Source organism: Labilibaculum sp. DW002 (assembly GCF_029029525.1).
GTDB classification, from domain to species: Bacteria; Bacteroidota; Bacteroidia; order Bacteroidales; family Marinifilaceae; genus Paralabilibaculum; species Paralabilibaculum antarcticum.
This window is the reverse complement of record NZ_JAKJSC010000001.1, coordinates 1603946-1623934: the sequence shown is the minus strand read 5'-3', so window position 1 is coordinate 1623934 and position 19989 is coordinate 1603946. Positions and strand designations below refer to the sequence as shown.

15 protein-coding genes are annotated in these 19989 nt (G+C 35.5%); 12 read left to right on the top strand and 3 right to left on the bottom strand.

The features are described 5' to 3' along the window. The first annotated feature begins 333 nt into the window (after nt 1–333). The 4 genes from L3049_RS06095 (at nt 334) to L3049_RS06080 (ending at nt 4970) form a co-directional block, all read left to right on the top strand. Complete coding sequence (locus L3049_RS06095; RefSeq protein ID WP_275108916.1) at nt 334–897, top strand: RNA polymerase sigma factor; 564 nt, start codon at nt 334–336, stop codon at nt 895–897. Continuing rightward, the gene (locus tag L3049_RS06090) at nt 894–1751 is read left to right on the top strand and encodes a FecR family protein (protein WP_275108915.1); all 858 of its coding nucleotides are present in this window, start codon (nt 894–896) and stop codon (nt 1749–1751) included. The genes L3049_RS06095 and L3049_RS06090 overlap by 4 nt, the downstream gene beginning before the upstream one ends. Nucleotides 1752–1826: 75 nt before the next feature. Further along, on the top strand, nt 1827–4340 hold the full coding sequence (locus L3049_RS06085; RefSeq protein WP_275108914.1) for a TonB-dependent receptor: 2514 nt from the start codon (nt 1827–1829) through the stop codon (nt 4338–4340). 174 nt (nt 4341–4514) lie between these two features. Next, nucleotides 4515–4970, top strand: a complete 456-nt coding sequence (locus tag L3049_RS06080; protein ID WP_275108913.1) for a hypothetical protein — start codon at nt 4515–4517, stop codon at nt 4968–4970. A 1069-nt stretch (nt 4971–6039) separates the two neighbouring features. Here L3049_RS06080 and L3049_RS06075 read toward each other — a convergent pair. Further along, on the bottom strand, nt 6040–6417 hold the full coding sequence (locus L3049_RS06075) for a transposase (protein WP_275108912.1): 378 nt from the start codon (nt 6415–6417) through the stop codon (nt 6040–6042). Then, nucleotides 6365–6703: a hypothetical protein gene (locus L3049_RS06070; RefSeq protein ID WP_275108911.1), complete on the bottom strand. Its 339-nt coding sequence runs from the start codon at nt 6701–6703 to the stop codon at nt 6365–6367. The genes L3049_RS06075 and L3049_RS06070 overlap by 53 nt, the downstream gene beginning before the upstream one ends. A gap of 355 nt (nt 6704–7058) precedes the next feature. Here L3049_RS06070 and L3049_RS06065 point away from each other — a divergent pair, with 355 nt between their 5' ends. Further along, nucleotides 7059–8024, top strand: a complete 966-nt coding sequence (locus tag L3049_RS06065; RefSeq protein WP_275108910.1) for a hypothetical protein — start codon at nt 7059–7061, stop codon at nt 8022–8024. A gap of 690 nt (nt 8025–8714) precedes the next feature. Here L3049_RS06065 and L3049_RS06060 read toward each other — a convergent pair. Further along, nucleotides 8715–10355 carry a hypothetical protein gene (locus L3049_RS06060; RefSeq protein WP_275108909.1) on the bottom strand — a complete coding sequence of 547 codons (1641 nt, stop codon included), beginning with the start codon at nt 10353–10355 and terminating at the stop codon, nt 8715–8717. A gap of 891 nt (nt 10356–11246) precedes the next feature. Here L3049_RS06060 and L3049_RS06055 point away from each other — a divergent pair. From L3049_RS06055 to L3049_RS06025, 7 genes are all read left to right on the top strand, one after another. Beyond that, the gene (locus L3049_RS06055) at nt 11247–11831 is read left to right on the top strand and encodes a UpxY family transcription antiterminator (protein ID WP_275108908.1); all 585 of its coding nucleotides are present in this window, start codon (nt 11247–11249) and stop codon (nt 11829–11831) included. 132 nt (nt 11832–11963) lie between these two features. Then, nucleotides 11964–12584 carry a DUF6266 family protein gene (locus L3049_RS06050; protein WP_275108907.1) on the top strand — a complete coding sequence of 207 codons (621 nt, stop codon included), beginning with the start codon at nt 11964–11966 and terminating at the stop codon, nt 12582–12584. A 1541-nt stretch (nt 12585–14125) separates the two neighbouring features. Next, entirely contained in the window at nt 14126–14587 is a 462-nt protein-coding gene (locus tag L3049_RS06045; RefSeq protein WP_275108906.1) for a hypothetical protein, read from the top strand. A 495-nt stretch (nt 14588–15082) separates the two neighbouring features. Next, nucleotides 15083–16516, top strand: coding sequence for a UDP-glucose 6-dehydrogenase (locus tag L3049_RS06040; RefSeq protein ID WP_275108905.1), 1434 nt, complete (start codon nt 15083–15085; stop codon nt 16514–16516). Nucleotides 16517–16525: 9 nt separating this feature from the next. Continuing rightward, nucleotides 16526–17830, top strand: a complete 1305-nt coding sequence (locus tag L3049_RS06035) for a lipopolysaccharide biosynthesis protein (RefSeq protein ID WP_275108904.1) — start codon at nt 16526–16528, stop codon at nt 17828–17830. Further along, a complete protein-coding gene (locus tag L3049_RS06030) occupies nt 17814–18881 on the top strand; it encodes a polysaccharide pyruvyl transferase family protein (protein ID WP_275108903.1) in 1068 nt (355 codons plus the stop codon). The genes L3049_RS06035 and L3049_RS06030 overlap by 17 nt, the downstream gene beginning before the upstream one ends. Next, entirely contained in the window at nt 18881–19984 is a 1104-nt protein-coding gene (locus L3049_RS06025; protein ID WP_275108902.1) for an NADPH-dependent FMN reductase family protein, read from the top strand. Before L3049_RS06030 ends, L3049_RS06025 begins: the two co-directional genes overlap by 1 nt. The last annotated feature ends 5 nt before the right edge of the window (nt 19985–19989 follow it).

Below are 19989 nucleotides of genomic sequence, written 5' to 3'. Positions count from 1 at the left end.
TTTAAATAGGTAGATGGGGAATATCACTAAGTAGAGATGATTAATTCTTTAGTTCAAAATCCAGCTTATCCAGTTACCGAGATAAATACCCCTTTAAGCAGTCTGAAGAATTAAGGCTTTATCTTCCTGTATATGTTTGTTTTTCTAGTAGGATGAATGGGTATACAAAAATAAATTAATCATAGGGAAAATCCACCTCAGTTCGGTATACAAGTAATAGCTACAATTAAAATATTGCATCAGGAATTACAGAAAGATCCTAAGATGTTTTATATAAATCTTTTAAGTAAATTACGCTTGTACTTCTAATGATTTATTTTAAATCGAATTATTTTGACAGAGAAAGAATTTAAGCAGTTTTATGATAAAATTTTTGACGGGCTTCGTAGTTATTTATACTACAGGTCGGGTAATTTGGAATTGGCCACAGATTTGGCTCAGGACACATTGCTTGAACTCTGGGAGAAACAGACGAAAAACGAAGGTGAAAAAACGGTTGGATTTGCCTATAAAATTGCCAATGACCTTTTTATAAGCCGATATAGAAAGAGTCTCGTCGAGGCTAAATACATCAACTCATTGGAATTTGAATTCATGGACATATCTCCTGAAAAGGTCTTAGAATTTAAAGAACTGAAAGAGAAATACGAGCAAACATTAGCCGAAATGGACGAAAGGCAACGGGTGGTTTTTCTTATGAGCCGTTTAGAAGGTCTCAAATATCGAGAAATTGCTGAACGATTGGATATCAGTATAAAGACCGTTGAGAAAAGGATGACTGGGGCACTTTTCACATTTAGAGAGGTTCTAAAAGTACTTTATTATTTTCTGATTTTTTCAAGTTCTTTTGAAAGTCTAAAACTCGTTGGTAATTACATTAAAATGCACGTAGGATGAGAATGAGCAATGCAAACTATAAAAATTTAGATAACGATTCCAGTGAATTGTTTTCGATGCTTCGGGTACCTTGGCCTAAAGCCAAAAGTGAAATATGGGAAGACACGCTTGTTAAAATGAAGCCCCGTTCAGTCATTTCATTTAAACCCCGTTCTCTGTTTTGGCAAGTATCTGTTGCTGCTGCTGTTGTAATCACATTCGGACTTGGTTTATTTATGAAAACCTATACAACAAGCGTTCAAACATTATCAGCACAACACTTAAGCACTCAATTACCCGATGGTTCAAGCATTGATTTAAATGCAGGTAGCGAAATTTCATATCATCCCTATTGGTGGATGGTAAACCGAAAAGTAAATTTGAAAGGAGAAGCATTTTTTGAAGTAGAAAAAGGAAAAAAATTTAGGGTAGAATCTTCTGTTGGAATTACTGAAGTCCTTGGAACAAGCTTTAATATTTTTGCTCGCAATGAACGTTATGAAGTCACCTGTTTTACCGGAGCAGTAAGAGTACAGTCTGTTTCAACTTCAAACAGCGTTATTTTGCATCCAAAAGAAAAAGCTATACTTCGAACAGGTCAACTTGAAGTTGATGAAGTGACTAATATTGAAGATACAAGGGCATGGTTGTCAAATAAAATTGTTTTTACTTCGGTTTTGTTAAAAGAGGTATTCCAGGAAATTGAACGTCAATATTCAGTGAAAATCAGTGTGCCCAAAGGTCTTAATCAAGTATATACGGGTAGCTTCGACAAAAATGAATCTTTAGACAATATTCTTAAAATAATTTGTCGCCCTTTTGAGCTTATCGTTCAGAAGAGTTCTGCTACTGAATATCGAATCGATAAAAAGTAAAAGTTCAATTAATTCATAATTTTACCAAGTATCAAATTTAAACAGATAGTAAATTTTTGTACTGCCGATTTAGATATGAATAAATGGACCTTTAATAAAATATCAGCTCTAAGGAAGAAATATTTGATCTTCCTTTTTTTCCTTTTTTGGGGAAGTGTTTCACATGCGCAAGGAATTGATATTCAGGCAAACAACATGGCTTTAAACAAGTTGTTAATCGAAATTCGCGATACCTACAATTTGAATCTGTCTTTTAATGATCAGGATCTCGCTAACTACAAAATTACCTTACACCAACATTTTGATACACCGGGTGATGCCTTTCTTATTTTAACACAAAACTTGCCCATCTCATTTGAAAAAACAGGTAATGTATATCTCTTTTATCCAAGAAATAAAGTTGAGTCTCCATCGGTAAATTATCGATTATCGGGTAGGATACATGATGGTGAAAGTGGCGAAAGTTTGCCTTATACCCATATTGTTATCAATCAGATGGGAGGTATTTCTGATGAACAAGGTAACTTCAACTTTACTTCTGCCATTGATAGTATGTTTCATCTTAAAATTTCATATCTCGGTTACCAGAAACTCGACACAATAGTTTCGCATGGAAGCAATTATAGATTTGATCTTTCTGCTGGGAATGTCAATCTGAATGAGATTATTGTAACAGCTAATCCAATTTCCTATTCACAACAAGTGGGGACTCAGGCTGGTCTTATGCGAATAAACCATAAAGTTGCCTTACTAATTCCTGGGAGTGGTGACAACTCTGTTTTTAATTTACTACGACTGCAACCCGGGATTATGGCCGCAGGTGATCAATCAAACGATTTAATTATATGGGGAAGTTATGCCGGGCAGAGTCAGGTGAATTTTGATGGGATGACCTTGTTTGGTCTCAAAAATTACAACGATAATATCAGTGCGGTAAACCCCTATATGGCCAAAGATATTCGGGTACACAAAGGAGGATTCGACGCCCAACTTGGCGAGCGTGTTGGCGGTATTGTAGACATTACAGGAATAGATGGAAGTAAGCAAAGATCAGGAATGAATTTCAACCTGAATAACATGACGATGAACGTACTCGCAACAACACCCATCGGGCCAGAAATGTCTGTTGTTGCTGCATATCGACAAACCTATTACAACCTTTATTCTCCTAACGATGTAAAATGGGAAGATGCTAGTCAAACTCATTTTAATGGTAATAGCATTCTGACAAATCCAGATTATAATTTTCGTGATGGCAACCTGAAATTTTCAGGACAAACCAAAAAGGGCAATACCTATCACATCAGCAGTTTTTGGGGACAGGATCATTTCTCCTATTCCATAGAACAAGCACATCAAAATACAGTTATCGAACAAAAATTGGATGAAAAGAATCGACGCTATGGAATTGGTGCTAAGTATACCATGCTTTGGGAAGGAAAAGGAAGTTCATCATTTAATATAGCTTATTCTGGTCTGCAAGCTGAAGTTAGTGATGTCCAAAATAGCTCTCAATCAATGATGGGGCATAGTATGCACAGCAAAAATGAACAGACTCAAAACGATATCACCGAACTAAAGGCCCACCTCTCCGGAAATATGAGGATATCGCCACGGCAGGTAATTGATTATGGTGCTGGATTAATTAGAAATACAACTCTTCTAAAAGATAATATGTTAGCTGAAAGTCAATTACAAAATAATGAGCATGGAGCACAAGTCATGGCTTATTTACAAAATCGTTATTCTCCTACTAACCAAATCGATCTTAGTTATGGAATACGAACAGATTATTCATTAGAGCTTAAAAAAATATATCTGCAACCTCGCCTGAACATGTCGTTTAAACCTTCTTCAGAAGTACAGTTTAACGCATCGTGGGGACTTTACAATCAATTTATAGTTTACGATTCGGAGATTGATCAATATGACAATTACCGATATAGATGGATGATTAGTAATGGAGCTGATATTCCGGTTATTTCTTCCCAGCATATAATTGTTGGAGGAGTCTATCGTCAAAATGGAATTAGTTTTAGTGTGGAAGGGTTTTATAAAAACACACAAGATATTTCACGCTTGGTTCAGAACGGAACTCTCAATACACGATATCAAGGGAAAAATAAAACAAAAGGGATCGATGTATTTCTGAAGAAAGACTATAAGGGTCATGCAGCATGGATCTCCTATTCGCTTTCACAATCCTTAGAATGGTTTCCTTACTTTCAGGATACTCAATACCAAAATGCGCTTCAAGATCAACTTCATGAATTCAAAATTTCAGGTTTATTTAACTTATCACCCTTTTACTTATCGGCCAACTATGTTTATGGCTCAGGTTATTTACAAAACACCAATATATCATCAACAGATCATCCCTATAAAAGATTCGATGTTTCAGGAATTTACCGCTTTCCCTTAAAAAACATAAAGATTGAAACCGGTTTTTCGATACTAAACCTCTTCAATACTAAAAACATAAAATACTCCAACCTGACCCAAATTCCTGATGAAGGAGATGAACTTGTCAGCATTTACTCAGAGGCGGTTCCATTTACGCCTTCAGTTTTTATGAATATTACTTTTTAATTTAAAAGTATAAACGACTAGAATTCGGGAGTTATAACCAATTTTATTTTTTTTAAATACTTCCAAAAAACCATAGGGCATATTCATTCGATTTCGGTATACAATCAAACAAGATAATCACGAAGAAACAAGTGATATAGATTTGAAAATAATTGTATATAATAAAACAAAAAGATGAAAAATTTAAAATTAGTTTTGAGCTTAGCTGTAATGGCATCATTGGGTTTTACTTCATGCGAGGATTCTAATATCTCTCCATCTAATTCAATTGAGGGAACATATGTTGGCACCCTTACAATCAAAGATGGATTGAAAAGCACGTCTAATAATACATTTGATGCAAGCCAGGATGGGACAGCGGTTGTAAGCGATTTGGGTAATGGGCAGGTCGAAATTCATTGTTTTGGAAGTGAACTGGATACAACATTCATTATGAATTATTATGAGAATAACGATAGTATCATGCTGTGTCATGATGACGCTGCTTTCGAAGAGATGTATGGCCATATGATGGGTTCAAACGGTGGCATGATGGGAAGTGGAGCAATGATGGGTGGAACAAGCACTGTCCACTCAGAATGGATGAAGAACATGCTTCTGATGATTTACACTTTGGAGGTTTTGATATGAGAAACCAGACATTCGATTACACAATTAAAGGGAAAAACAGAGATTATCATTTCCAGGGATCCAGAGAGCAAACAGACATGTAACTTAAGGAATTAATTTATAACAAGAATTCACTCTTAAATTTGTTAAGGGTGTTTTTTTATACCCGGAACTAGCAATCAAATTTGGAGCAGAATAACAATTGATGAATCGAAAGTTGAGAGATTAAGTTTTAAGAGCATTGTGGAAATTGCCCAATATCTGAATCCAATGATTCGATGATGGGTTAATTACTATGGCCGTTTTAGAGGATGAACTCTCAAAAGTCTTTCAATTATTACGAAAACGTATTGTGCGATGGGCAAGAAAACGGTATAAACGCTATAGAACAAGTTTAACCAAAGCCTACTAATGGTTAGGTCGAGTAAGGAAACAGTATCCTTATTTATTTTACCATTGGCAAGTTGGATATTCTAGTTAAATTAGCATTGATTTGTATAACAAGAGCCGTATGATGGGAGACTATCACGTACGGTTCTGTGAGAGGTTTTGGGTGAAATTCCCCTTATCTACTCATACAATTTACCGTTAAATCCTATAATCAACTAATATTAATAAGGGGGACAAATAAGGGTATATTCACTCATTTAAAGTATTATAAGTAGCAGGTAGTCAATGAGTTGAGTGTTTTGGATTGGGCTCTATTGGGGCTTCTATCTCAATTAATATTCTGTATCAGATTACTTTAAGGCCTTCATTGATAATTGAAATCTGAGCCGATGAAATATTGATTGGTTTTATTTATCCGTCTTATAAGTAGCTTACGGTCGGGTATGATTATCTGTAAACCCACTGTTTTAAGGGCATAAGAGCTTTTTCACAACCAGAGACGACCTATTTATCCGTCTAAACGGGATATATTCATGGAACTGTGTCTGACCAATTTTTTTAGTGTTTTCTATTAAAAGCCCTTAAGTTATCTTAACAGGTTCAGTCAAGATCGATCTGTGTTGCGCCTGCGGCAGATCGCTTGTCTTGGTCTTGACAGGTTCTGGTAAGATGAGTACCTTCGCTTTTATCTTGAAAATACTCAATCATATCTAGCTATTCTCTTCTCAAATTTTATTTCTAACTGGGCTAATACAAGTCCCCAGTTAGGTTGTTTTCCTTTCCAGCCTTTTGTTATCACTTTTATTCTAAGGTAAATTAATTTTTTCAGACCCATTTCTGAAGTAAAAGCGCCTTTAGTTTTTGTGACAGATCTCATTTGGCGATGAATGCCTTCAATAGCATTGGTGGTGTACATTATTCGTCGGATATCTTTAGAGAAGCCATAAAATGCAGATAGCTTATACCAATTTGTTCTCCAGGATTTGAAGGCTACCGCATATTTATCCTTCCATTTATTTTCTGCCTTAGATAATGCTATCTCTGCTGATTCTATTGAGGATGCTTTGTAAATACTCACGCCACAAAACTTCTCGTGTTGATCCAGGTCGCATCAACTCTTTTTTGAAATAGGGGAAATATTGAATAAGAATCTGATAACGATCAGTATCAGAGTTTGAGCTAATTGGAAATAGTTCTAATAAATCGACATCTGAAAAATCTAACAGCTCAGTATAGCTAAGTTCACAGGCATTTAATAGCCTAATATAGGGATCAATAGTATTGCGGTGAATACTTAAAATTTTAGAGCAAGAACGATTACTCTCTCCTTTGATCTTTAATAGTAGTAATTGACGTATGTCCATAATTTCTATCCTTTTGGCAGCCATATTTCTGTAGTGATTAGTGTATACAGAAATAAGATAGAAATCATTCTTTTGGTGGCACAAGTTCGACCGATATACTTTCAAAATTATGCCAGTATTATACTGGCACAACTTGAACCGATATCAGTGGCACACTTTGCTCCGAAATGGGTGGCACATAATGGAGCGATTTATCCAGTATTTGTTCTAATGAAAGGAAAAACGGCATGTTAATCTATTGAGATTGCTAGGAGATATCGATTTTATTTAAGATTGAGGTAAGGTTCTTTAATAATTGCAACCATTTAATATCTTTGCCAAAAGTATAGCCTATGCATTTATTTAAATTATCAAAATGAAAAATATCCTTCCAACTTTATCTTATGAAATATTAAAAATTGCTAATCGTGAGATACCAAGGTCTATTTTTCTGAACGAAATGTCGAATATTCTTATTGACTCGTTAAAGTTTTCAGAACTAACGCTTTTATTTCACAAACGGGAAAATAAATCCCAATTCGAATTTGTACATTGCACTAAGGATAGTTTTGAATACAAAATCATAAGTTTAAATGACTTATTACACCATCTGCCTGAAGACGAAACTACAATTCTTTGGGAACCAATATTAACTAATAATTTCGATCCTACTTCAACTTTTTTTACTGAAAAAGGAACGTTTTGGACCATAGATTTTAATAATTTCTCCATTCCTTATCGTAGGAAATTGGGCTTAGTTGAAAATAATAATCTTCTGAAGCCAAAGAGTAGTTGCTCACTTTTAATTATCCCATTTTTATATGGAAATGAAAGAGTTGGGCTTGTGCAACTTAAAAATATTAAGCGAGAGTTATTTTCGAGTTTAGGTACTAATTTATTCGAAGAATTTGCTCAAACTTTAAGTGCCATTCTTATTAACCAGTATACACAAGCACTTTTACTGGAACGTGTAAAAGAGTTAGCTTTCTTGTATGAGATGTCAAATATTACTAAACAAAGTTCAATTTCACTGAAAGATAGTATACATCAGATTATTAAACTAATACCACCTGCTTGGCAATACCCAGAAATAACACAAGCTCGAATTACACTAAATGGCATTGACTATTCAAATACTCCTATAACTAGTTGTGAGCATAAACTTGTAGCTGATATTATTGTTGAAAAAGAAAAATGTGGAGTCGTAGAAGTTATTTATACTGAAAAATGTCCAGATATGAACGAGGGCCCCTTTTTTACGGAAGAAAGAAGTTTACTTAATAATATTGCGGCAGAATTGGCAATTATTATTAGTAAAAAGAGTAATGAAACAAATAGTTAAACGATTGATTTATTGTTATTGTGTTTTTTGACTAATATTAGTTTCACGTTTGAATCTGTGCTACGAAGTTGTTATCTTTACAATAGCAAAGAGAAGGAATAGAATATTTAGAGAGACTAAATCGAGAACAAAAATTATTGGCTTTTGTATTTCGTTGATATTTAAATAGTAAGAAAAATTTGGTTGCCCTTTTTCTGGGCACATTACTCTAATAAAACCAAAAGCGCTTCATTCGAAAGAATGAAGCGCTTTTTTTTGTTCTCATCGTATTTGCAATAGCATAAAAGCTTGTGGGAGTAGTTTTTAACTCTCTTGGGCTGTGTTTATTGCATGATCTATTCTTTTGAATATGGATGTTTTACTTTCCTTCTTTTGTGGAATGTACAATTGAATTCTTTGTAATATTTTCGAAAAAAAAAGGAATGCACTCTAGCAGGGAATATTGGTTTAAGCTGTATTTCTCTTCTTGCTTTTGAAGGTAAAACGAATAAACAAATTGCCTTTTTCAAATCATGTGCTGTGATTTGAATGCAAAAATAGCTTTTTAGGGAAATGAATTGCTTTGTTATTTGATGACCTGCCTTGCAAGGGACCATATGCATAAAATTGCGGGCATAAAAAAAGCGCCATGGATGAATTTTCCATGGCGCTTTGTATTTTATATTTTGTGTCGAAAAGACAAGCTGATTGCTATCTTTTTACTTTTAAAGGTTTTCCATTCTTAAACAGAACAATAAAAGCACCCTCAATGCCACATGTGTTTTTAAATGCTTCGGCTTCACGGTAAGTCTTGAATTTACCAATTGCATACTTGTGCCATTCCTCTAGAAATTGTTGTTCAATCACTTCTTTTCCATTGTATATTTTGTACAATTCCTCAACACTAGCTTCCTTTTTACAAGCTAAAATTTGCACTCGGTAAATCAGTTCAGGAACAATTTCTTTGTTTGCTTTTTTAACAGGCGCTTGCTCTGCTGGGCTCGCACTTGTTTTTGGAGCTTGTGGTTTCGCTTTCACTACTTCCTTTTCAACAACTTTCCCGATGGAATAGATATCGAATCCTCCAGCGCCACCATTTCGTTCCGAAGAAAAGTATTCAGCACCTTTTGCCGATTTGAAATATTGAATGTCGTTAAAAGGACTGTTTACAGGAATACCCATATTTACGGGTTTACTCCATTTTCCATCAGATGAGCGCACACATTTGAAAATATCGTATCCACCCATGCTGTTGTGTCCTTTAGAGTTAAAGTACATCTCTTTTCCATCAGGTGTAACAAATACATCTGCTTCATCAAATACCGTATTAATTTCAGCGCCTATGTTTTTTGCTTTCGACCATCTTCCATTTTTCTCTTTGCTGCAATAGTAAATATCACATTCTCCAAGAGTTCCTTGGCGATCGCTCACAAAGTAAAATTCATCACCAGCAATGCATGCCGATGCTTCTCTCGATGAGGCAGAGTTGATGGTTGGTAAGCTTCCTTTGCTAATCCATTTGCCATTTTTATATTCTGCAGGAATAAAATCACCACCGCCATTAAGACCCGAGTAAAAAATATACTCATCGTCACTAAAGGCTACCAAGGCTAAATTCGAATACGTACGGAAAGGAATGTTTTCTTTCTTTACACCTTGATTTTGATCCGTAGATACAGAATAAACTTTCTCAAGTAGTTTTCCTTTTGCACTGGCTTCTCTTTGCGAGCTAAAATAGAAAGTACTTCCTTTTTCGATAGGATTTAAGTCGTTGTATTTCGAGTTAACGGTATTGTCGAGTGGGTAAACCGTTTGCTTGCGATCCAATGCTTGTAAATTAAGACCGCTTTTGCATTCGTCGATGCTTTTTTCGCAGATCTCGATTAAGCCTTGGTTTTTGTTCGCTTTTTTAGAGTTGACTAAAATCTCAATGTTCTTTTGAAACATCTTAAGTGCCTTTAGGAACTCATATTGGTATTGGTGGCTTCGTCCAATTTGATAACAGATATCTTTACTTACCGTAGGTTTTAAATCGTAAGCTTCCAGAAGATATTTGCTTGCCTTTATTTTAGAATCGCTATTGAGGTAACAAACCCCAATGTTGTAGTTGAGTACGGCATTGGTTTTTTTGTATTGATAAGCCTGCAATAATAAAGCAAGACATTTGTCTGTACTATTAGGTGCTTGCTCATACATTGTCAGCGCCTCTGTAATTTTAGAATAGGCATTGACTGATTTTTCACTCTTATCCACAAAACTACTTTTTTTCACTCCTAGTAAGGCTTGAGCATTGGCCTGCGATATACATAATAGAGAAAAAACGAATAAAACAATGATGTTCTTACAATTCATAGAAACTAAGATTAGGTTTATAGATCTAGATCTCGCGAAAATAATCAAAATAATACTTATAAATGAGCATTATTGATTAATGATAGTAAAAATAACATGTATTATCTGTTTTCTGAGGTAAAAATGTAGCCGTCAAAGCTTTTGAAGGGTTTTTGTGATGTAAAAAAGATTTGAGAAATCATTTTACAGGACTCCTTATTGCCCAAATTTCCACCTTATTTTTTCAGAATTCTATTTTTTCATAAAAGGAAGCAGCTAAGAATGCATTCCTAAAATTATGGATAAATATGTGCTGTGAAATGGATAGCGCTTTTTGATCTGTTTTTTTTTCTGGATGTAAAAAACTGACGTTTTCATTGAATAGTATAAATAGGAGATCTCTTACTCTTTTATTGCTGATATTGTCTTTTTATGTTAGTAATCTAAGACTTATTTTACAAGATATAGTTAATCGATGAAAATAGATATGATGGGTATTTGGTTAGGCCTTGGTACGATAAGTGTAAAATAATGTTAAATAAAGTAAATTTTTCAATTGCTAACTTATGGTGAAATGGGATAAAAATTATATTCAGAAACAGATATCTATTAAAAAAGTACGCTGACACCCATAGGAAAGGTTTTTAATCGATAGCGTAGGTCTTTCCATCAATAATAAATAGCATTTCGTATAATTTTTTATGCAGTGTTTATCTTTGTAAGCGATCCTTGTAAAAAGGATGGATGAAGTTAAATAGTCCTATAACTAATGGGACTGAAGGGGCGAAGCTGTATCTAGACGTGATGTTTTTATGAATTGAGAAAATTCTTTTTATAGCTAATCCTTTCTATGAATATTGTTAAGAATGATACAAAGCCTTATTTGGAATTAGAATTGTTGATTGATAGTAAATGTGCGAAGAGAGAAAAATACAAAAACCGATACGAGAATACTTTTGGTATGCGATCTATACCAAGTCGCGTTCGGAAAGAAAATTGTACGATGAACTTTGCCAAAAAAACATTGATTGTTACCTGCCCATGCAAAAGAAACTTCGGGTTTGGAGCGATCGAAAAAAATGGGTCGAAACACCTCTTTTTAACTCCTATGTTTTTGTACGTGTAAGTACAAAAGAATACCACGAAGCAATCAATTCTTTTTATGGTGTTTGTTACGTTACCATTCGCGGAAAAGCAGTCGCAATTCCTGAAAAACAAATCGAAGCGCTGCGTTGCTTTTTAAGCGATGAGGCAAGAAAAATAGAAATAACGACCGCCGATATGGCAACAGGCGATCGGGTTGAAGTAATTGCTGGCCCACTAAAAGGAGTTTCTGGTGAAATTCAAGAAATTCGTGGAAAGCATCGTTTGGCCATCCGTTTTGAGTCCTTGGGAACTTGCGTGCTTACCGAAATTAAATTCGAAGATGTAAAGCCAGGTACAAAAGCCATAAAGAAAAGCGAAACAAAGAAGAAAAAGCAGAAAACTGCGAAATAGGAATCCTTCAATTAAGCCATTAGGCTTAATTTTTTTTGTGTCTAACTCTCGATCAACACTGGCTCAAGCTCGGATGAGAAATGGCAATAAACTGGATCACATAGTGCTTGAAACTGCCGTATTATATAGGTTATGACAAAATTAAGTAAAAGCCTTTTGAGGGACATGATGGATGAGGTGATTATTTCGCACAGAAATGGAAAACCTTACCTGAAAAGAAGACCCAAAAAGGTAAACAACCCCAAAACGGAACAACAAACCAGTCAGAGGGGAAAGTTTAAGGCCGCGAGCACCTTTGTTAGTCGTAACCTAAACGAGTTAATTCGCCCTTACTGGAATCCTGAAGCAAAACGCCAGGGAATGACAGGCCAAAATCTTTTTTGCAAAACCAACACCCAGGCTTTCGATGCCGATGGAAATGCCGATTTCGACAAACTAAAATTGGTAGTTGGCAATCTGGATGGCTTAGCAGACTTTCAAATTGAAAAGAAGGACGACAATACTTTTTGCTTTAGCTGGAAAAACAAAGCGAAAGGAAACAAAGCCAAAGAAGCGTGCCTCTTAAAAATATTCGGATTGGATGAGCTTTTGCACGCAGAAGAAATTCCCTGCATTGCCACCCGAAAAGAAGAAAGCTTTACCACTAAGATTGAAATAGAAAGCTACACTTGTTTGTACCTCTTTTTTTGGTGTGAAGATTTAGCATTGGCTTCCGAAGCAAATAGGCTGAATTTCGAAAATGTAGTATCGTAGAGAAAAAAACTAAGGTGAAAGGATAAGAGCTTAGACTCCGACGTAAATTAATTATGAATTAATAATTACGATTTACGACAAAATATTGCAGCGACCAATTCCCCCATTGAGGGGGAAAACAGGGGGGTGTTCAAAGGAAAATAAATTACGAAATACCTCATCCTATCCTTCTTCCCGAATATCGGGACAGGCTCCAAAGGAGAAGAGAAAACATCTTTGAAAAAGCAGTCCACTCGAATAGGGATTTCGGAATATAGTCCGGAGAACTTGAAAAAATTACGAAATAACCTCATTCTATCTTTCTCCTAAAGGAGAAAAGAACACAGCTTTGAAAACGCAGTTCGCTCGAATAGGAATTTCGGAATATAGTCCGGAGACCGGGACCCGATGTTTAATTACTAATTACGAATTAAAAATTATTAATTAAAAGGCAGTTCACTCGAATCGAACCCCCGAAATGGACAAGGCAGGTGGGGCCCCATAGGAGAAAAAAGCGTTAAAAACAGAATCCCATGAGCGGAGCGAATATTATTCTGTTTAGCTTTTAATCCGTAATGGGTCACCGATTGTCGAGGTCTTGATTTTTTGTAACTTTTTTATCAAGAAAAAAGTTTGAATGCCCGTCTGGCTAGAAGACAAGAACAATAATTACGAATTACGACAAAAAATATAGCAGCGACCAAATCCCCCATCGAGGGGGGAAACAGGGGGGTGTTCAAAGGGAAATAAATTACGAAATAACCTCATTCTATCTTTCTTCCCGAATATCGGGACAGGCTCCAAAGGAGAAGAGAAAACATCTTTGAAAACGCAGTTCGCTCGAATAGGAATTTCGGAATATAGTCCGGAGAGCTTGAAAATAATTACGAATTAGTAATGTAATTTGAGCGTGATTTGTCAGCCTGCCGCGAGGCGTGATAATGCGTAACAACAAAGAGGAGACAAGGATCAGGCTGACTTGATTCTTTTGTTTACTTTTCTCATTTAAGGAGAAAAGTAAAAGCCAGTCCGGCTTGAGGACAAGAGAAATAATTATTAGTGATTAATTATTAGTGATTAATTATTAGTGATTAATTATTAATGATGAATTAGGACGCAGATAACACAGATGATTATGATTTACTAAGATTAATCCTTTTCTTAGATTGCTACTAACTTGAGACAGATTGCCACGTTCCCGATAATCGGGACAGGCTGTACCTCCTCGCAATGACAGGAGAAATAATTAATAATTAGGACGCAGATAACACAGATGATTATGATTTACTAAGATTCATCCTATTTCTGCTTAAGCCCACAAAAGCAACAAACAAAAAAAATATAACATAATTTTAATCAATGAATTCAAGATATTGACATGTTTGAATTTGCAGATGACATAAGATAAATGAATGTTGATCTGTTTTCTACTTTACACTTAAGGAATATTTTGTTAACGAAATGTTTTTAGTTGAATCTAAATCATTGTATTTTAGTTCTGTATTATTGTTAATACGCAAAAGAACTTCAGACAGTGGTTTTAACTTAAAAACAAGAACAAAATGATTACTAAAAATCAAGTTTCAGTAGAAATTCCAGAGGCAGACTTAGTTGCCGTTAAGGATGCCATTCAAATATTGAATGAGAAATTATTACCTCATTTAAAGAATCTTTCGGCAGAGGATCGTCGCGAGATTCCTAAAATGGGAGACAAAACTTTTGCTTTCGTAAGCAAAGCTCATGCACACATGATCTCCAATCCAAATTTAGTACCTCCTTATGTGGAAGTAGAAGAACTTAAAGAGGATTTGGAAGCTGTGCAAACCCTTAAGCAAGTGTACGGACCACTTCGACAATTGGCCGACCTGTTGGACGATACCATGCTATTATCAGGAAGTGAAGCTTACATTGGTGCACTTGCATTTTACAATTACGTGAAGGGAGCTGGAAAAGCTGGCGTGCCCGGAACAGATATGATCTACGGAGATTTACAAAAAAGATTTCCCGGTAACTCTAAAAAGTAAGAAAATAGAAATAAATTAATATTTACCCACTGTCTGGGTTTTAAAAAGTCTAATAGTCCAATAGTCCAATAGTCCAATAGTCCAAAAGTCAATCCCGATCCCGAAAGCTTTCGAGGACGGGGCCAGTAGAGCAGGAAAGTTAAAAAATCAAACAGTTGTCATTTCGAAGGAGCCTATGCGACTGTGGCAATCTCCTGGAATACATACTTAGGCAAATAAAAAACACACTTTTCTATTTAACAGGGTGGGGGGGTACCTCAGAAGTACCAAACCGGAGAAAATAAGTACCAACTCGGAGCAAAAAGCTACCAAGCCGATGCTCAAAAGTACCAAGCCGAAGCAAATAAGTACCAAAGCGCACCTTTTTGGTATTAAGAGCTAGCTCAGAAGTACCAAGCCGAAGCAAATTAGTACTAAGCCAATAAAGTAGAAGACCAATTTTTAGAATTATACATTACGCCCTGCCGATAACTATCGGGATACACATTAAACAACATGAACAACAAACAAATCTCTAATATCTGCTGTATAGGAGCAGGATACGTAGGCGGACCAACCATGGCAATGATTGCCCAGAAATGTCCACACATTAAGGTGACAGTAGTGGATTTAAATGAACAACGAATTGCCGATTGGAACGATGCTGATTTGGATAAGCTACCCATTTACGAGCCAGGATTGGCCGATGTAGTTGCTGAAGCACGAAACCGCAACTTGTTTTTTTCTACAGAGGTAGATCAAGCCATAGCAGATGCACAAATGATTTTTATCTCGGTAAACACCCCAACCAAAACTTATGGTGTTGGAAAAGGAATGGCTGCCGATCTAAAATATATTGAGTTATGTGCTCGCCAGATTGCTAGAGTAGCCAAAGACGATAAAATTATTGTTGAGAAATCGACTTTACCGGTTCGTACTGCTGAGGCATTAAGTACCATACTAAATTCTACGGGAAATGGAGTGGAGTTTGACATCCTCTCAAGCCCTGAGTTTTTAGCGGAAGGAACAGCGATTAATGATTTACAGGTGCCAGACCGCGTTTTAATTGGAGGTAAAGATACAGAGAGAGGAAAAGCAGCTATGCAGGCTTTGGTTGATGTGTATGCCAATTGGGTGCCACTAGAAAATATATTAACAACCCGTGTTTGGTCTTCCGAATTATCAAAGTTAACCGCTAATGCATTTCTAGCGCAGCGAGTTTCATCTATTAATGCAATTTCTGCACTTTGTGAAAAAACAGGAGCCGATGTAGATGAGATTTCACGAGCAATAGGTGCCGATAGCCGTATTGGTTCTAAGTTTTTAAAAGCCTCGGTTGGTTTTGGAGGTTCTTGTTTCCAGAAAGATATTTTGAACTTAGTGTACTTGTGCCAACATTTTAATTTGCCAGAAGTAGCAGCTTATTGGGAGCAAGTAATTAAAATGAACGATTACCAAAAACACCGCTTTGCAAAAAATATAATTGACAAACTATTTAACACCGTTTCAGGAAAGAAAATTGCCTTTTTGGGTTGGGCATTTAAAAAAGATACCAACGATACAAGAGAATCTGCAGCAATATACGTAGCCGACGAATTATTACAAGACCGTGCCGAAATACACATCTACGACCCGAAAGTAACAAAAGAGCAGATCATAAAAGACATCTGTCATTGCGAGGAGGAACGACGCGGCAATCTGCCCGAAAGCGAAACGACGAAGGAGCTGTTAAAAAGAGTAACGATTCACAGCACACCCTACGCCGCTATGGAAAACGCACACGCCATTGCCATACTAACCGAATGGGACGAGTTCAAAACTTACGACTGGCAAAAGGTCTACAGCGAAATGTTGAAACCTGCCTTTGTGTTCGATGGTAGAAACATTGCAGATAAAGAAGAGTTGACAACAGTTGGCTTTGATGTTTATAATATTGGAAAAGGGAAATAATTGGTGCATTTGAAAAACTATAAAGCGAAAATGCAGGCTCATCCTCAATATGCCAAGGTTTTACATTGGGGAAAACTGATTAGTATTACGGGTCTAGCACAAGTATTGGTGCAAGCGGTTGGTTTTATAAGTGGAATTTTAGTTATTCGCCTACTCCCTGTAGAAGAGTATGCCCTTTACACCTTAGCCAATACCATGCTGGGAACCATGACTGTGTTGGCTGATGGAGGAATATCTTCTGGTGTAATGGCACAAGGGGGAAAAGTATGGCAGGATAAAGAAAAGTTAGGAGCCGTTTTGGCAACGGGTTTAGACTTGCGAAAAAAATTCGCTATAGTTAGTTTACTTGTTTCTATTCCTATTTTGCTATACTTATTACTAGATCACGGAGCTTCCTGGTTAACCGCTACATTAATTGTTATTTCTTTAATTCCTGCATTTTTTGCAGCACTGTCTGATTCCTTACTGCAAATTGTGCCGAAATTGCATCAAAATATTGGACCACTGCAAAGAAACCAAGTTGAGGTGGGAGTGGGCCGCTTGGCGCTAACAGGATTAACCATTTTTATTTTTCCATTTACTTTTGTTGCCTTGTTGGCAAGTGGATTACCGCGCATTTATGGAAATATACAACTAAAAAAAATTACAGCACCCTTTGTAATTAGCGCAACAAAACCGGACCCAGTAATTCGTAAGGAAATATTAGCCATCGTAAAACGAATTTTACCAAGTGCTATTTATTATTGTTTGTCTGGTCAGATTACTATTTGGTTGATCTCCATATTTGGAGATACTGCCGCCATTGCTCAACTTGGTGCTCTAGGTCGATTTTTAATGCTTTTTGTACTACTAGGCGTTTTGATAGATACTCTTTTTGTTCCACGGTTTGCACGCATGCCTAATAATAAAAAAAAGATTATAAATAGCTTTCTTAAAATAAACCTATTTCTTTTTTTTATATGTATAGTATTTGGACTAATATTTATTGTTTTAAAAGATCAATTACTTTGGATCTTAGGACCCGATTACGCTAACCTGAGTAAAGAGTTTGTTTTAATGATGATAAGTGGGTGTATGGCATTTACAAGTAGCGCCATAAATAAAATATTGTCCTCGAGAGGTATTGTAATCCCAGCATTACTATTTATTATATCAGCAATTGGAGTTCAGTTAATCACAGCTTTTTTTGTTCCATTGGGAGAGGTGTATGGGGTAATTTTATTTAGTTTATACACTACACTCGTCATTTATTTGATTAGAATAATTTATTTTTTCAATTATATTAAGAATGTTCAATTTGATAAAGAAAGCTAAGAATTATTATAGAAGAGCCTATACAATGGGACATTTCCCGTCATTGTTGAATGTGCTTTTTAATAAACATAAATTATTTGCTTACTATGGTTTTTTAGGGGATGGTAATTTTGGTGATGAGCTAGTCTATGAGGCTACAAAATCTGTTTGTTATCCAAATAAACTGATCCCTCTGCAAAAACATATGCCAATCTTATTAAAATTCTATTGTTTATTTTTTAGTAATAGAATATCAGGTATTATTGTAGGTGGAGGAACTTTGTTTAGAAAATTTGGGGGTAATAAAAAATATTATTTGAGGTTGATTGAGGAAGGAAAATCAGTTTTTATTCATGGGACTGGAGCTGATAAAAATATTGTTGATGATTTTTTTTGGAAATCTATTTTAGCAACAAATGAAGTAGGGGGGGTAAGGGGCCCGTTATCTCAAAAAAATATGCGTAAAATTGGACTTGAATTACCTATTGTTGGTGATGCTGCATTTAGTTTACATAATAAAAGGGTAGAGAAAAGGGAGAACCACTTAAAAAAAAGTATAATTATAAATTTTGGCACGCATACAAAGGATTCTAATCTTTTAGAAAGTAGAAACGAGATTTTAAATTTTATTGCTGAAAAGACTGAAGAAGGTTATCTAATTAAATTTTTACCATTTCATTATATAGATTTAGAATTAAGTATTGATTTGGTAAAAGATAGAAACCAAGTTATTGTTCTAGATATTCCTAATAATTATGAAGAAGCATTGAGTCACTTTGAAGATTGTACTTTTGCTTTAGGGGAAAGGCTTCATTTTAACATAATGGCTGCGTTAGCGGCGTGTCCTTTTATATCAATAAACTACGACTTAAAGCATGTTGATTTTCTAGAAAGCCTTGGGTTAAGTGAAGCAGGTTTATCTATTCATGAGGTTTCTAAGGAAAAACTCCATAAATGTTTTTTGAAACGTAATACATCTTTTGATTGGAGAATAATTGATCAGCGTATTAATGATTTAAAAAGAGAACAATTTCAAAGTGCTAACACATTTAATTCTAATATAAAAGCCTAATGAAGATAATATTTCTTTGTGGTTCTTTGGAGCCAGGGCGTGATGGTGTGGGTGATTATTCAAGGCGATTAGCTGGAGAATTAATACGTCAAGGTCATCAAAGCGCATTGCTTGCTTTATACGATAAAAATGTTCCTAAAATATTAGAAGAGGAGCAAGAGTCTGAAGGTATTTCCATTCCTGTTTTACGCATTTCGACACAGCTGGCTGCAAATAGTAGATTTACTAAGGCTAAAACTTGGATTGACCAGTTTGACCCAGAATGGTTGAGTTTGCAATACGTGCCATTTTCATTTCAGAAAAAAGGATTACCCTTTGGGTTAGCTTCCAAATTGAAAAAAATAGGAATTGGTCGTAAATGGCAGATCATGTTTCATGAGTTATGGGTAGGAATGGATTCAGAATCACCCTTTAAATATAAGGTTTGGGGAGAGGTACAAAAAATCATCATTCATAATATAATTGCTATTGTTAAACCTGTGAAAATACATACCCAAACAAGGCTTTATCAAGCTCAATTGTCGAGGCTTGGATATAAGGCGAATTACTTACCCTTATTTGGAAATATTCCAGTAATTATTCAAAAAGAGAAAAAATCAAGTATAAATGAGCAACTGACATTTCTTCTTTTTGGATCTATTCACCCAGGAGCACCCATTGTACCTTTTGTAAAAGAATTGGCTGTTTATGGCCAAAATAACAATAAAACGATCCATTTTCAATTTATTGGCCGTTGTGGAACCGAACTTGAAAATTGGTGTACTGCCTGTGAAAATGCAGGTCTTAAGACGGAGGTTTTAGGAGAACAAAGTATTGAGAAGATATCTGATGTACTAAGTATGGCAGATTGGGGGATCAGTTCAACCCCCCTATTATTGATAGAGAAGAGTGGAACCGCTGCTGCTATGCAGGAACACAAACTACCTATAATATGCGTTTCACGTAATTGGGAAGTGAAGAATGCAGAAAAAACACTTAATTATATTCCTTATTATAAAAAAGGCAAATTAGAAAAAACACTTGCTAGAGAGGAACAGGAAAGTGTATTGAATTCATTGGCTGAAATATCTCAGCAATTATCTAATTCTTTAATTAAGATATAGTTAAT